Here is a 13,014-nt window from a genome sequence, read left to right as displayed (position 1 = left end):
GCCGTAACCCGGGTCGTAGGTGAAGTGGCCCGTGTCCTTGTACAGCGTACCGATGTCGATGCATGCCGGGCCGAGCGTGCCGCTCAGCAAGGTCAGTTCGCTGCTGCGCTGGTTGGATTCGTCCACCAGCTTGACGATCTTGGAATCGGACACGAAAACCTCCTTACACGAATGTCGTCACCGCCGGCTGCCCCTGGGCGCCGGCGACGGGGTGAGGAGCATCGCCACAGTGGGGAGCGGGGCGATACAACCTTCCTATTATCGCACCATGCGGTGCAACATTCGATAGCGGATGGTTCAAGCGCAGAACGCAAAAAAACACGGGGCGAGCCAGCAGCTCGCCCCGCGTTTTTGCATCTTTGCCCCGGTCGCCTCGAGAGCGCTACCGGTGCCCAGCAACTTACTTCGCGCTACCCGCATAACGGCGGCGGAACTTGTCGACGCGACCGCCCTGGTCGATCGACTTCTGCTTGCCGGTATAGAACGGGTGGGAATGGCTCGAGATATCCACCTTGATCAGCGGGTACTCGTTACCGTCTTCCCACTTGATGGTTTCCTTGGCAGCGATCGTCGAGCGCGTCAGGAACGCGAAATCGGACGACAGATCCTGGAACACCACCTGCCGGTAATTCGGATGGATATCGGGCTTCATGGCTAGAACTCTGCAAAAGCGGTGGGTGAAAAGAGCGGTAGTGTACCGAGTGGTGAATTTTTGCGCAAGATCCGTGGGGTTATCTGTACTTACATGCGCCCCCACGCGCCCAAAGCCCTTCCCTGCGAATAGGGGGAGGGCGCCAATGATCGCCTACACTGCCGATCAGGCGCTGCCCAGCGCCGTTCGCACCATGGCGCCAAATCGCGCCTGATCTATCTCCAGCACGATGCGTGCATTGGCTTGGCTGCCCAGCCGCTGCGACCAGTCGACGACGGTCGCGCCGCGGGTGAGACGGCCGTCCAGTTCCACTGCCACATGGCGGTCCTCCGCCCGGGTCACGATGGAAGGATCGATGGCTACCGCCATCGCCAGCGCATCGGCGGCAATGATGCCACGGCGCTCGCGCTTGCGATTGAAGGCACGGGCCGTACCGAACACCCGGCCGAAGAACCGGGCGCGATGATCTCCCCGAGCCAGCCAGCCGTCGAATTCGGTTTCGTCGAAGGCATGCCGCAGAGTGGCCTCCCAGTCGACCAGCTCGAAGAACGGGAAGGCCTCGAATACCACATGCGCCGCTTCGGGATCGAAGCCCACATTGAATTCCGCCGGCACCACGCCGGTATTGCCATGTCCGGTGACCGCTCCTCCCATAATCACCAGCCGCTTGACCCGCTCGGGCAGGCTCGGATCGAGCCGTACCGCCAGCGCCAGATTGGTCAGCGGCGCCAGGGCGACAAGGGTCAGGTCCGGATGCTCACGGGTCAGTCGTATCAGGGCCAGGGCAGCCGATTCGGTCGCGGCGGCAACCTTCGGCTCGGCAAAGCCGACATCGCCGAACCCGTCCATGCCATGGACAAAGGCGGCGTCTTCCTCGGGTCGCCGAACCAGTGGCGTCGGGCATCCGGCAAAGACCGGAAACGCACCGCCCACCAGATCCACCAGGGTGCGCGCATTGCGGACCGTATGCGCCAGGCCGACGTTGCCGGCGGCGACGCTCAGACCCAGCACCTCGGCATGGGCGTGAGCCATCAAGATGGCCAGGGCGTCGTCTACGCCGGGGTCGGTGTCGATCAGGAGTTGCGGCTGGGTCATGCTCAGGTTGGCTTGTTCTTTGAGTAGTTGAATAGATTAACTGGAGCGTGGAACGACTGCTCGCTTGCGCATCGCGAACTCCCCCTCACCCCAACCCTCTCCCCGGCAAAGCCGGGGAGAGGGAGCCGATTGCGGCGAACCTCAGTGTTTCGCGCTTGCGTAGCTTGCTCCCTCCCTTGTTTACAGCGGACGGTCGACGCGAGGTAAGTACTTGCCTCCGTTTTCAAGGCTGACAAAGAGCCCGTAGCTTCCCGCAAGAGCTCGCCTATGCAAGACAGTTGCTCTCCCCGGCAAAGCCGGGGAGAGAGAGCAAGTTACGCAAATGCGAAGTGCTGAAGCTCGCCGCGGCCAAGCTCCCTCTCCCCTGGCTTTGCCGGGGGAGAGGGTCGGGGTGAGGGGGGCTCTTCAATCACGCATGCGCATACCGCGCAGCCCCACCGACCCAACGCTCGATCAACTGCTCCGACCGCTGCAGGTGCTCCTTCAACATGCGCTCGCCGATCGCCTGCACCGCCGGCAGGAGATGCGCGTCACGCGCGAGATCGGCGATACGGAAACTCAATTGGCCGGTCTGCCGCGTCCCCAGCACTTCGCCAGGACCGCGCAATTCCAGATCCTTCTCTGCAATACGAAACCCGTCATTGGTGTCGCGCATCACCTGCAAGCGTTCCCTTGCCAGTTGCCCCAGCGGCGGCTGATACAGCAACACGCAGTTGGAAGCCACCGCGCCACGCCCTACCCGGCCGCGCAACTGATGCAACTGGGCCAGGCCCAGGCGCTCGCTGTTCTCGATCACCATCAGGCTGGCATTGGGCACATCCACGCCGACTTCGATCACTGTGGTGGCGACCAGCACCGCCAGTTCGCCGGCCTTGAAGGCATCCATCACAGCCTGCTTTTCCTTGGGCTTCATGCGGCCATGAATCAACCCGACACGAAAGCCCTCCAGCGCGGCGGCCAACTCGGCATGCGCGACTTCCGCCGCCTGCGCACGCAGCTGTTCGGATTCTTCGATCAGGGTGCACACCCAATATACTTGCCGGCCCTCGCCACAAGCCGCGTGGATGCGCTCGATCACTTCGCTACGCCGCGCATTGGATATCGCAATCGTCTGCACCGGCGTACGGCCGGGCGGGAGTTCGTCGATCGACGAAACGTCGAGATCGGCATAAGCGCTCATCGCCAGCGTGCGCGGAATCGGCGTCGCGGTGAGCACCAGCTGGTGCGGTACCTGATCGCCTTCAAGGCCCTTGTCGCGCAAAGCCAGACGCTGATGAACGCCGAAGCGATGCTGCTCATCGACGATGACCAGACCGAGCCGCGCAAACGCCACGCCCTCTTGCATCAAGGCGTGCGTGCCGATCACGATCGGCGCACCGCCGGCCACGCGCTGCAAGGCTTTCTTGCGCGCCGTGCCCTGCACTTTGCCGGCCAGCCATTCGACGGCGACGCCCAGCGGCTCCAACCACAAGCGGAACAGGCGCAGATGCTGCTCCGCCAGCAGTTCGGTCGGCGCCATAAGCGCCACCTGATAACCGGCCTGCACGGCAGCCAGTGCTGCCAGCGCTGCCACGACGGTCTTGCCCGAGCCGACATCGCCCTGCACCAGTCGCAACATCGGCTTGGCCACGACGAGATCCGCCGCGACTTCATCCACGACACGCGTTTGCGCCCCGGTCAGCCGAAACGGCAACGTGTCCAGCAAGCGCCGATGCAATTCGCCCTCCCCCGCCAGCACGGGGGCACGCCGGCTGCGCATGGCCGCGCGCATACGCTTCAGGCTCAGGTGCTGGGTCAGTAGCTCTTCAAAGGCCAAACGCTGTTGTGCCGGGTGCCGGCCCGCCATCAACTCGGCTACAGCGACGTCCGGTGGCGGACGGTGCACGAACAACAAGGCGTCGCGTAGCGAGCCCAGGCCATACTTCGCGCAGAGCTCGGCCGGAATCAACTCCAGTTCGGCGGTGGACGGCAGCAAGGCCAGCGACTTGCCTATCACACCGGCCAGACGCTTCGGCCCGAGACCTTCGGTCGTCGGATACACCGGGCTCAGGCGATCTTCGAGTACCGGGACATCGTCGCCTTCGATACGCTGGTACTGCGGGTGGATCATTTCCAGGTTGTAGCCGACGCGGCGCACTTCGCCGTAGCAAAGTAGCCGCGTACCGCGCTTGAGTTGCTCCACCTGGGCACGATGAAAATGGAAGAAGCGCAGTACGAGGATATGGTCCGCCTCGTCGCGCAAAGTAACCTTGAGTTGCGGTCGACCACGGAAGGTATGCTCCACCGCATCGACATAGCCCACGGTCTGCGCACGATCGCCCACGAGAAGATCGCCGATCGCCGTGAGGTGCGTACGATCCTCATAGCGCAGCGGCAAGTGGAACCATAGATCCTGCACGCGCTCCAAACCCAGCCGGGCCAGGGTCTGCACCAGCGCCGGACCGACGCCGGACAAGGTCGACAGTGGCGCAGCGCCGGGTGCGGAGATTGCGGTAGTGGGCGCGACGTGAGCGGGCATGACTCCAAAAGCCTAACCGAGCGCGCGACGCTATGGGAGCGGCGTCAGCCGCGATAGCGTCCGGCCCGGTCGACGCGATCGCTCAGTCGAGCACCATCACGGCATCGACTTCCACCTGCGCACCCTTCGGCAGGCCCGACACTTCGATCGTCGAACGCGCGGGATACGGTGCCTGGAAGTATTCGGCCATCACCTGATTGACTGTGGCGAAGTTGGCCAGATCGGTCACGTAAATGCCGACGCGCACGCATTTCGCCAGCGAACCGCCCGCAGCTTCCGCCACGGCCGTCAAATTATCGAACACGCGCCGCGTCTGCGCGGCGATATCGCCCTCGACCAGGTTGCCGGTCGCCGGATCGAGCGGAATTTGGCCGGAAAAATACACCGTGTCGCCAGCACGAACGGCCTGCGAATACGGGCCAATGGCGGCAGGCGCATTGGGAGAGGAGACGATGATGCGGGGCATGGGAGGGTTCCTGTGGGGTCGCTCACTGCGTGAGCCGTAAAGGGTAAAGAGTAAAGGGAAAAAGCAAAAGCCATAGCCGCAAGGCGCAGCCTGTTGTCCTCACTCCTCACAGCCCGCAGGCGCGCCCTCACAGGCGGCGCAGCCGCCGGGCTCACCCGTCATCACAGTGGATACCGATAAGCCCCGCTTACTACGCCCGTCCGCCGCACGCGACGAATCACGTCCGCCAGATGCTTGCGATTCTTCACCTCGATAGTGAACAGCAAGGTGGCGGCCGCGGCATCGCGCTCGACGTATTCCACGTTCTCGATATTCGAATCGGCCGCAGCGATGGCTGCAGCGACTGTGGCAAGCACGCCGGGGCGGTTGATGACCTCGATGCGCAGTTCGGCACGGTAATCGCCCTGCACGTCGCGATCCCACTCGATCGCCACACAGCGCTCGGGTGATTTGCGCAGCTCCACCACGTTGGGACATTCGACGCGGTGAACGACGATGCCCTTGCCGGAAGACAGATAGCCGATGATCTCGTCGCCCGGCAATGGATGGCAGCAGTTGCCGAAACTCAGCACGCCACGCTCCGCGCCGGTGATACGGATCTTCTCGATCGTGTGCGGCGACTGCAGGGCGGTACCGTCTTTCTGCCGGCCGCGCGCTTCCATCAGCTGGTTGGCAACGATGTGCGGCATGCGGTTGCCCAGCGCGATATCCGAAAGCAGTTCTTCCAGCCGCTTGAACTTGGACGCTTCCAGGAATTTGTCCAGTACGCTCGATGGAATGGCATCGAGACTGCTACCCAGCGCATCCAACGCGCGATCGAGCATGCGATGGCCGAAATCGACCGCATCCTCGTGTTGCAGATGCTTCAAATATTGCCGGATCGCGGTGCGCGCCTTACCGGTCACCACCGACTCCAGCCAGGCTGGATTAGGCACCGCGGAGGGCGCGGTGATGATCTCCACCAGCTGGCCCGACTCCAACCGTGTACGCAGCGGCAACAACTTCTTGTCGACGCGAGCCGCCACGGCATGGTCGCCCACGTCGGTGTGCACGGCGTAGGCGAAATCGAGCGCAGTGGCATTGCGCGGCAGCGACAGGATGTCGCCGCGCGGCGTGAACAGATAGACCTCATCGGGGAAGAGATCGATCTTGACGTTCTCGATGAACTCCGCCGAAGACGCGGTGTGCGCCTGACTATCGGCCAACGAGGATAGCCATTCGCGTGCACGTGCCTGGGCACTATTGGCTGGTGCGGAATCGGTCTTGTATGCCCAGTGCGCGGCGACACCGCGTTCGGCCACCGAATCCATCTCCGAGGTACGGATCTGCACCTCGATCGGCGCACCGAACGGCCCGAGCAATACCGTATGTAACGACTGGTAGCCGTTGGCCTTCGGGATCGCGATGAAATCCTTGAAGCGACGATCGACTGGCTTGTAAAGCGAGTGGACCGCGCCGAGTGCCATGTAGCAGCTCATCGCACTATCCACCACGACACGGAAGCCGTATACATCCATCAGCTGGGCGAAGCTCTTGTGCTCGCCGCGCATCTTCGAATAGATGCTCCACGGCGACTTGATCCGCCCTACGACGCGAGCGGAAATCTGCTCCGACGATAGCCGTGCCGACAACGCGGACTCGATCTTTCCCATCGCCTCGCGTCGGTTGCCCAGCGCAGCGCGAATGCGTTCGCTGATCACGCGGTAACGGTCCGGATGCAGGGCGCGGAAGCCCAGATCCTGCAATTCGGCCTTGAACTTGTTCATACCCAGGCGCTGCGCGATGGGCGCGTAGATCTCAAGCGTTTCGCGCGCGATGCGTCGGCTCGATGCCGGATCCTTGGCGCCCAGGGTGCGCATGTTGTGCAGCCGGTCGGACAGCTTGATCAGGATCACGCGGATATCGCGCGCCATCGCCAGCAGCATTTTGCGGAAACTCTCCGCGTCGGCCTCCTGACGGCTGGAGAAGCGCATCTTGTCCAGCTTGGTCACGCCATCGACCAGTTCGGCGACAGTTTCGCCGAATTCGGCGGTCAGCTCGGTACGGCTGAGCTGGGTGTCCTCGAGCGTATCGTGCAGGATCGCAGCAATGATGGTTTCCGCATCCAGGCCAAGCTCCGCCAGGATGCCGGCGACGGCGATCGGATGCGTGATATAGGGCTCGCCGCTCTTGCGGGTCTGGCCCTCGTGCGCTCGCGCACCAACTTCATAGGCACGAAGCACCCGCTCGACCTGCGCCTCGGGCAGGTAGGCTACGCGCTCCTTGAGTGCCAGCACATACGGCGGCAGGGTCGGCGATTCCGTGTCGGAACTGGCCGCCGTCATGCGATGCGATCGGCGCCCACTCAGGCGGCCGCCTCCATGCAGATAACGGGGTGCCGCAGCCAGACGTCTACGGTGCCGGCCAAGCCGACACGCCAGTCGCCGGGACTACAGGCACCGCCGTCCATCAGTCGTCTCCACCCTTGGAGAGATCGTCGTCCACCTCGGCAGCAGCCCATTCCAGGGCTTCGCGCTCGGCGCGCTCACGCTCGGCCTTGTCGATCTCGTCGATGGTGGCCTGATCGATGCGGCGGTCGGCGATCTCGCGCAGCGCCAGCACCGTCGGCTTGTCGTGATCGGGGTTGACGGCCGGCTCGGCCCCCTTGGCGAGCTGGCGGGCGCGCTTGGTCGCCATCAGCACCAGCTCAAAACGGTTGTCGACCACCTCGAGGCAGTCTTCCACGGTGATACGGGCCATAGGAAATCCTGAGAAAAAAAGGCTACTTAAGTCGCGGACCAGTGTAGCGATCCGGCGCTTGGCTGGCAATGAGCCAACCCCTTATCATACCGGGTTCACAACGGCCTTCGTCCAGGACGGATCCTACGGGGGATGAAAGGGGATCGAAGGCCTATGCATATTAAAAAACCAGGCAGTACACTTATACCCATCCCCCGGCTATTGCGGAAAGCCATCCCCATGTCATTACCGACATCTTTCATTTTGTTTAAACGCGTAGCCGCGTTGGCGGCGGTCGCGCTGCTGGCTGGCTGCACCATCGCCAAGCCACGTACCGACGACCCGTTGGAGCAGTTCAACCGCAAGGCCTATCACTTCAACGATCAAATCGACCAGGCAGTCATACGTCCGGTGGCAGTGGGCTATCGCAAGATCACCAACCCGCCGGTGCGGCGCTCGATCAGCGATTTCTATACCAATATCCGGATGCCGATCACCATCGCCAACGACCTGCTGCAGGCCCGTCCCGTACGCGCAGCGCAGGGTACGGGACGATTCCTGGTCAACCTGACCCTCGGCGTGGGCGGCTTCTTCGATCCGGCCAGCCAGATGGGCATCCCGCTCAACGAGACCGATTTCGGTATCACCCTGGCCCGCTGGGGCGTGCCGGAAGGCGATTACCTGGTGCTGCCCTTCGTCGGGTCGACCACGGTGCGCGACGTCTGGCGCCTGCCGGTGGACAGCTATTTCTTCGATCCCCTGAGCTACTACTCGCGCAACCATAGCTTCAAGGCTGGCCAGTATTACCTGCCACAGGTGCTGTATCTGGTGACCTTACGCGCCCGCGCAATCGATGCGGAGAGCTTCCTGCAGTCGGCCTACGACCCTTACGTGTTCCTGCGTGATGCCTATCGGCAGCAACGCCTGTATCAGATCTACGACGGCAATCCGCCCAACGATGTGATCGAGCAGATGCAGGGTCAGAAGGATCAGAACTTCGATCCCGACGAATTGCTGAAGGAGCAGCATGATTGGGAGCGGAAAAACGAACAGAAGCCTGCGAACAACTGATGCGCCACTCGCTACGCGAGCTGTCATCGTCAACGTAAACAAGAAAAGCCGGCAGCTTAAATCTGCCGGCTTTTTCGTTTTCCTCACCCAGCTTTGGCAACTCAGCCGGCGCGATTTAACCGAGCAATGCCTCAACCTCGCACACTTGCGCGAGCTTGCGCATATTCGGCGGTAAATTGCGCACGCGCACCTTGCCCTCGTTTGGCGCCAACACGGCGAGCACGCAGGCCAGGCCGGCACTGTCGCTATGTTCGACGCCGGCCAGATCCAGCACCTGACGTCCAGGCAGCGCTGCGCGGATCGATGTCAGCGCATCAGCCGCGGTAGCGAAGGTCAAGGCGCCCGACACGCTGACTGTGTCGGGCGCGCTCTGAGCGACCTGAAAGCCAGTGGCGCGCATTACTTGGACTGCTTGCTGTCTTGCTCGATGGTCTGCAAGGCATTGGCGCCCTGCGTCTCCAGCGTCTTGATCAGGTTGTCCAGGCCGCCCTTCTTGATCTCGGCATCCACCTGGTTACGGTAATTGGTAATGTAGGAGATACCTTCGATGATCACGTCGTAGGCCTTCCAGTTGCCGTCGGCCGTGCGGCGGAAGGCATAGTCGACCGATACCGTCTTGCCGTCGTCCATCACCACCTGCGTACGCACCACACTACGCTTGGGATCGAGATCGCCAGCGAACGGGAGCACCTTCACGCGGCCCTGCGTGTAGTTGAGCAGGCCTTCGGCATAACGGTGCGTGATCGACTCGTAGAACGCCTTGGCAAAACGGCTACGCTGCTCCGGCGAGGCTTCGCGTGCATGCGAGCCGAGCACCAGGATCGCGGCATAGTCCACGTCGAAGTGCGGTAGGAAAGTATCGTCAATGATGGCGATGAGCTTTTCCTTGTCCTTGGAAAGCTCCTTCTGATGGCCTTCGATGGCCTTGCCCAACTGGTCGGCAATACCCTGCACCACCTGCGAAGGTGTCTGCTGCGCCGCGGCTGCGGCCGGTGCGTCCTGGGCGAGGACCGGGAGGGCGGCGAGGCCGCCGAACGCGATCGCGGTAGCGAGAGTCAATCTACGCAACATGGAAAGCTCCTGGAAAAGACTTTGAAAAATCGACATGGAGGCGATCGCGCCCCGACTCAATGCTTGCCCGAGGACGTAGCGGCCGCCGGCTGCTGGCTGCCGCCATCCTTCTTGTCGCCGGGCGAACCGTTGACCAGGAACTTGCCGATCAGGTCTTCCAGCTGCAACGCGGACTGCGTCAGGATCAGCGAATCGCCATCCTTGAGCATGTCCGGCGAGCCGCCGGGCTGGATCGCAACGTACTGGGTGCCGATCAAACCGCTGGTGAACACCGCGCCCGCCGAATCGTCCGGGATCTGGTTGTAACGCTTGTCGATAGCCAGGGTCACCGCGGCATCGAGCTTGACCGGATCGGCCTGCACGGACTGCACCGTACCGATCGCCACGCCCGCCATCTTCACTGGCGCGCCGACCGACAGCGAGCCCACATTGGTGAAGCGTGCCTTGACCGTATAAGTACCGCCGAGGTTGTCGGCCGAACCGCCAGCGCCAAAGAACTTGCCGAGCATTTCCTCGAGCTGCTGCGCGGGGCGGGTCAGCGCCAGCGTACCGCCCTCGGCCACCGTCTTCTTGGACGAGCCGTACTGGATGCCGACGTATTGGTCGCCAAGCAGGCCGCTGGTGAAGATAGTCGCGATCGAATCGTCGGGAATCTTGTCGTAACGCTTGTCGATCGACAGCTTGACATCAGCCTCTTCCTTGACCGGATCGAGCACGATCGATTGCACCTGTCCCACGCGGACGCCGGCAATCTTCACCGGCGCGCGCTCCTTGAGCTGACCGATGTTGGCGAAGTGGGCATCGACGGTGTAGCTGTTGCCCTGGCGGGTGTTGGCCACCGACGTAGTCTGGGTTGCCAGATACGCGAGCGCGGCAAAACCCAGCACGATGAACAAGCCCGTGCCGATGGCGAACGATGGTCTCTGGCTCACGGCACGATCCTCAGGCGAAGGTGAAAGCAAATAGAAGTCGGGGTCATGGGAATCACATCAAGAAGGCGGTGAGCACGAAATCCAGCGCCAGGATGGCGATGGACGAGGCCACCACCGTCCGCGTGGTGGCATAGGCCACGCCCTCGCTGGTCGGTGGCGTGGTATAGCCCTGGAAGACCGCAATCAGCGACACCACCGCGCCGAAGACCAGGCTTTTCCACAGCACGCCATTGATCACGTCCTTGCCCAGTTCGACTGTCGCGGTCATGTTCGACCAGAACGTACCATTGTCGATGCCCAGCCAGGTCACACCGACCAGATGACCGCCAAAAATGCCCAGCGCGCAGAACACGCAGCACAACAAAGGCATCGCGATCAGACCGGCGAGAAAGCGCGGTGCGGCCACATAGGCGATCGGATCGACCGCCATCATTTCCATCGCGGCGATCTGATCGGTGGCGCGCATCAGGCCGATTTCCGCAGTAACGGACGTGCCCGCGCGGCCGGCAAACAACAGCGCGGTCACGACCGGTCCCAGTTCGCGGTAGATCGCCAGCGCCACCACCGTGCCGCTCGCTGCGGTGCCGCCGAAGATCGACAGCACATAGTAGAGCTGCAAGGCCAGCACCATGCCGACGAACAGGCCGCACACCATGATGATGGTCAGGCTCATGGCGCCGACGAACCAAAGCTGGCGCACGGTCTCGCGACTGTGCCTCATGCTGCGCGGAATCGCCGCGAGGATCTGCAGCAGGAACAAACCGCAGGCACCGATCTGCGCCAGCGAACGCAAAACGATGTTATTGCGCATCGGTTGCGCGCTCATGCCTTGCCTCCGGAAAAACCGAGCGACTCGGCATAATCGCCGGCCGGATACTGGAACGGCACCGGGCCATCCGCTTCACCGCCAAAGAACTGGCGCGTCCAGGGCGATCCGTCCTGCGCGATGGTCTTCGGATCGCCATGCGCCACTACCTTGCCGTTGGCGATCAAATAGATGTGATCGGCCACTTGCTTGATCGCCTCGAGCTCGTGGGCAACCAGCACGCTGGTCAGACCCAGCGTTTCGTTAAGCGTGCGGATCAGCTTGAGTACCTGGTTCAAGGCGATCGGGTCCAGCCCGACAAAGGGCTCGTCGTACAGGATCAGCATCGGGTCGAACACGATCGCGCGAGCCAACGCCACGCGACGCGCCATGCCGCCTGAGAGCTCATTGGGCATCAGCCCAGCCGCGCCGCGCAAGCCAACGGCCTGCAGCTTGGTCAGCACGATGTTGCGAATCAGTTCTTCCGGCAGTTCCGTATGCTGGCGCAGCGGAAAAGCGACGTTCTCGAAAACATCGAAATCGGTAAGCAGCGCCGAGTTCTGGAACAGATATCCGATGCGCTCGCGCAACTCGAACAACTTCTCGCGCGAAAGCATCGGCACGTTTCGGCCGTCCACTCGTACTTCGCCCGCATCCCCGCGCATCTGCCCGGTGATGTGCTTGAGCAAGGTGGTCTTGCCGGTGCCGCTCGGGCCCATGATCGCAGTGACCTTGCCGCGCGGGATGTCGAGATCCAGCGCATCGAAGATCGTCTTGCCATTGAGCACCGTGGTCAGACCGCGAATGCGTACAAGCACGGGATCGAGGGACGGGGCGCGTTCGGAGTCGGTCATGGGCGGCGCTTCAGAGGGGGCACTAGGCAAGGTAATCCAGAAGGTCAATGAAGGCTATCGGACCGGCGGCACAGCCGCTCAGTTCCCGATCGCCAGCAGTTCTTCGATCAGCGCCTCATGGCGCTGCCACTGCACGGCCGCGCGCTGACGCACTGCACGGACGATCGACTGCAGGTCGTCAAGCGCATCCTCGAAACGGTCGTTGACGATGATGAAATCGAACTCATGCGCGTGCGCGATTTCCTCGCGCGAATTGTGCAACCGACGCTCGATCACTTCGGCGCTATCCGATCCGCGCCCGCGCAAGCGGCGCTCCAGCTCGGCGCGCGACGGCGGCAGGATGAACACGCTGACGCAATCGGCCTTGGCCTTGCGTACCTGCCTGGCCCCCTGCCAGTCGATCTCCAGCAGCACGTCGTTTCCCCGACCGAGCAGGCCGGACACCGTTTTGCGGGAAGTGCCATAGAGATTGCCGTGCACTTCGGCGTGCTCGAGAAAAATGCCTTCGGCAATCTCCTGCTCGAACTCGCCACGCTCGACGAAATAATAGTGGCGGCCGTATTCCTCACCGACGCGCGGGGGCCGGGTGGTGTGGGAAATCGACAGGGAAATCGCCGGCTCGCGGGCGAGCAACGCATTGACCAGGGTCGATTTGCCAGCGCCCGAGGGTGCTGCGACGATGAACAGAGTACCTTCCATCATTCGCCTTCCGATACTTGAGCCTGCGCACTGTGGATCCGTCGATACCGGCGCCGCTAGCGGCACTTGGCCGTTTGGCCCGGAATACCGTCCGGGCCGGCGGGCGGACAACGGTATCCCCCAAGTATACCGG

Annotated in this window: 13 protein-coding genes and 1 pseudogene; 1 reads left to right on the top strand and 13 read right to left on the bottom strand. The window is 62.7% G+C overall.

Annotation, left to right across the window (positions count from 1 at the left end; all coding sequences use genetic code 11):
• The 7 genes and pseudogenes from gltA to rpoZ form a co-directional block, all read right to left on the bottom strand.
• Nucleotides 1-153: pseudogene (gltA, locus tag VIM98_RS18855) on the bottom strand (citrate (Si)-synthase); the annotation flags it as partial.
• A 247-nt stretch (nucleotides 154-400) separates the two neighbouring features.
• Nucleotides 401-652 (bottom strand): type B 50S ribosomal protein L31, encoded by a 252-nt coding sequence (locus tag VIM98_RS18850; protein WP_331994645.1) that lies wholly within the window; start codon nucleotides 650-652, stop codon nucleotides 401-403.
• Nucleotides 653-817: 165 nt separating this feature from the next.
• Complete coding sequence (locus tag VIM98_RS18845) at nucleotides 818-1,747, bottom strand: nucleoside hydrolase (protein WP_331994644.1); 930 nt, start codon at nucleotides 1,745-1,747, stop codon at nucleotides 818-820.
• A gap of 409 nt (nucleotides 1,748-2,156) precedes the next feature.
• Nucleotides 2,157-4,265 (bottom strand): ATP-dependent DNA helicase RecG, encoded by a 2,109-nt coding sequence (gene recG, locus VIM98_RS18840; protein WP_331994643.1) that lies wholly within the window; start codon nucleotides 4,263-4,265, stop codon nucleotides 2,157-2,159.
• A gap of 82 nt (nucleotides 4,266-4,347) precedes the next feature.
• Nucleotides 4,348-4,731: a RidA family protein gene (locus VIM98_RS18835; RefSeq protein ID WP_331994642.1), complete on the bottom strand. Its 384-nt coding sequence runs from the start codon at nucleotides 4,729-4,731 to the stop codon at nucleotides 4,348-4,350.
• A gap of 161 nt (nucleotides 4,732-4,892) precedes the next feature.
• Nucleotides 4,893-7,055, bottom strand: coding sequence for a bifunctional (p)ppGpp synthetase/guanosine-3',5'-bis(diphosphate) 3'-pyrophosphohydrolase (locus VIM98_RS18830; RefSeq protein WP_331994641.1), 2,163 nt, complete (start codon nucleotides 7,053-7,055; stop codon nucleotides 4,893-4,895).
• 124 nt (nucleotides 7,056-7,179) lie between these two features.
• Nucleotides 7,180-7,470 (bottom strand): DNA-directed RNA polymerase subunit omega, encoded by a 291-nt coding sequence (gene rpoZ / locus VIM98_RS18825; RefSeq protein ID WP_331994640.1) that lies wholly within the window; start codon nucleotides 7,468-7,470, stop codon nucleotides 7,180-7,182.
• A 219-nt stretch (nucleotides 7,471-7,689) separates the two neighbouring features.
• On the opposite strand from rpoZ, the gene VIM98_RS18820 reads away from it, so the two are divergent.
• Nucleotides 7,690-8,520 (top strand): VacJ family lipoprotein, encoded by an 831-nt coding sequence (locus tag VIM98_RS18820; protein ID WP_331994639.1) that lies wholly within the window; start codon nucleotides 7,690-7,692, stop codon nucleotides 8,518-8,520.
• Between the two features lie 115 nt (nucleotides 8,521-8,635).
• Here the strand turns inward: VIM98_RS18820 and VIM98_RS18815 are convergent, their stop codons facing one another.
• The 6 genes from VIM98_RS18815 to gmk all read right to left on the bottom strand — a co-directional run bounded on the left by VIM98_RS18815 (nucleotide 8,636) and on the right by gmk (nucleotide 12,881).
• Entirely contained in the window at nucleotides 8,636-8,920 is a 285-nt protein-coding gene (locus tag VIM98_RS18815; RefSeq protein ID WP_331994638.1) for an STAS domain-containing protein, read from the bottom strand.
• On the bottom strand, nucleotides 8,920-9,591 hold the full coding sequence (locus VIM98_RS18810; RefSeq protein WP_331994637.1) for an ABC transporter substrate-binding protein: 672 nt from the start codon (nucleotides 9,589-9,591) through the stop codon (nucleotides 8,920-8,922). Before VIM98_RS18810 ends, VIM98_RS18815 begins: the two co-directional genes overlap by 1 nt.
• A 56-nt stretch (nucleotides 9,592-9,647) precedes the next feature.
• On the bottom strand, nucleotides 9,648-10,523 hold the full coding sequence (mlaD, locus tag VIM98_RS18805) for an outer membrane lipid asymmetry maintenance protein MlaD (RefSeq protein ID WP_331994636.1): 876 nt from the start codon (nucleotides 10,521-10,523) through the stop codon (nucleotides 9,648-9,650).
• A gap of 52 nt (nucleotides 10,524-10,575) precedes the next feature.
• Entirely contained in the window at nucleotides 10,576-11,349 is a 774-nt protein-coding gene (mlaE, locus tag VIM98_RS18800) for a lipid asymmetry maintenance ABC transporter permease subunit MlaE (protein WP_331994635.1), read from the bottom strand.
• Complete coding sequence (locus VIM98_RS18795) at nucleotides 11,346-12,182, bottom strand: ABC transporter ATP-binding protein (protein WP_331994634.1); 837 nt, start codon at nucleotides 12,180-12,182, stop codon at nucleotides 11,346-11,348. The genes mlaE and VIM98_RS18795 overlap by 4 nt, the downstream gene beginning before the upstream one ends.
• Before the next feature lie 78 nt (nucleotides 12,183-12,260).
• Nucleotides 12,261-12,881, bottom strand: a complete 621-nt coding sequence (gene gmk, locus VIM98_RS18790) for a guanylate kinase (protein ID WP_331994646.1) — start codon at nucleotides 12,879-12,881, stop codon at nucleotides 12,261-12,263.
• Between the last annotated feature and the right edge of the window lie 133 nt (nucleotides 12,882-13,014).

Origin of the sequence: Dyella sp. (assembly GCF_036568765.1) — a bacterium.
Classification (GTDB): Bacteria; Pseudomonadota; Gammaproteobacteria; order Xanthomonadales; family Rhodanobacteraceae; genus GSA-30.
This window is presented reverse-complemented; position numbering and strand designations above follow the sequence as displayed.